We start from the raw sequence: 1,336 nt of genomic DNA, 5'->3' as shown, positions 1-1,336 counted from the left end.
GGTTAACCTTGCCACTGAATGTAAGTCGCTGACCCATTATACAAAAGGTACGCAGTCACGGAACAAGTCCGCTCCTACTGTTTGTATGCACACGGTTTCAGGATCTATTTCACTCCCCTTCCGGGGTTCTTTTCGCCTTTCCCTCACGGTACTGGTTCACTATCGGTCGATTACGAGTATTTAGCCTTGGAGGATGGTCCCCCCATATTCAGACAGGATGTCACGTGTCCCGCCCTACTTGTCGTACGCTTAGTACCACCGGTCCGATTTCACATACGGGGCTATCACCCACTATGGCTCCTATTTCCAGAGGATTCTGTTATCGGTCCGACTATCACGTACAGGCTCTTCCCATTTCGCTCGCCGCTACTTTGGGAATCTCGGTTGATTTCTTTTCCTGCAGCTACTTAGATGTTTCAGTTCGCCGCGTTCGCCTTGCATACCTATGTATTCAGTATGCAATACCCTAAAAGGGTGGGTTGCCCCATTCGGAAATCTGCGGATCAAAGTGTGTTTGCTCACTCCCCGCAGCTTATCGCAAGCTACTACGTCCTTCATCGCCTGTAATCGCCAAGGCATCCACCATGTGCACTTATTCGCTTGTCCCTATAACGTTAGCCTCTAATCATTTGCATGACTAAAGAGCGCTACAGGGATAAGAAAGTACAACGTTGTTGCTTGTTTGTTGATACATACAATCATTACCCATCGATTCACCTTTTACGGCAAACCGATCAATAAATAATCTTTACTTCTTCCAGATTGTTAAAGAACGAAACAGCTTTGATCGCTAAAAGATCAAACCTAAACCCGGGTCTATTTGACCGGCTTACGTTTGCACTTTCGAGTAAAACTTTGGTGGAGGATGACGGGATCGAACCGACGACCCCCTGCTTGCAAAGCAGGTGCTCTCCCAGCTGAGCTAATCCCCCGGGAATTTGTACTGGTAGGGCTGGTTGGACTCGAACCAACGACCCCCGCGTTATCAACACGGTGCTCTAACCAGCTGAGCTACAGCCCCAACGCGGAACTACTACGACTACTGTTTCTTCTTCATTTAACAGCCGATAAGTGTGAACATTTGATGCGTGAATCAGTTACCTGACTCGTGCAAACTCTAGAAAGGAGGTGATCCAGCCGCACCTTCCGATACGGCTACCTTGTTACGACTTCACCCCAGTCACGAATCCTACCGTGGTAAGCGCCCTCCTTGCGGTTAAGCTACCTACTTCTGGTAAAACCCGCTCCCATGGTGTGACGGGCGGTGTGTACAAGACCCGGGAACGTATTCACCGCGACATGCTGATCCGCGATTACTAGCGATTCCAACTTCATG

The 1,336-nt window shown here is 49.1% G+C and carries 2 tRNA genes and 2 rRNA genes; all 4 read right to left on the bottom strand.

Annotated features, from left to right (window positions below):
• Positions 1 to 606: ribosomal RNA gene (locus tag O3297_RS28740) — 23S ribosomal RNA — on the bottom strand; the annotation flags it as partial.
• Between the two features lie 250 nt (positions 607 to 856).
• Positions 857 to 932 (bottom strand) — tRNA-Ala (locus O3297_RS28735).
• 12 nt (positions 933 to 944) lie between these two features.
• Positions 945 to 1,021, bottom strand: a tRNA-Ile gene (locus tag O3297_RS28730).
• 100 nt (positions 1,022 to 1,121) lie between these two features.
• A 16S ribosomal RNA gene (locus tag O3297_RS28725) occupies positions 1,122 to 1,336 on the bottom strand; the annotation flags it as partial.

The sequence above is a fragment of the Janthinobacterium sp. SUN128 genome (assembly GCF_030587275.1).
GTDB classification, from domain to species: Bacteria; Pseudomonadota; Gammaproteobacteria; order Burkholderiales; family Burkholderiaceae_D; genus Janthinobacterium; species Janthinobacterium lividum.
The sequence above is the reverse complement of the archived record's forward strand: the minus strand, read 5'-3'. Positions and strand labels throughout refer to the sequence as shown.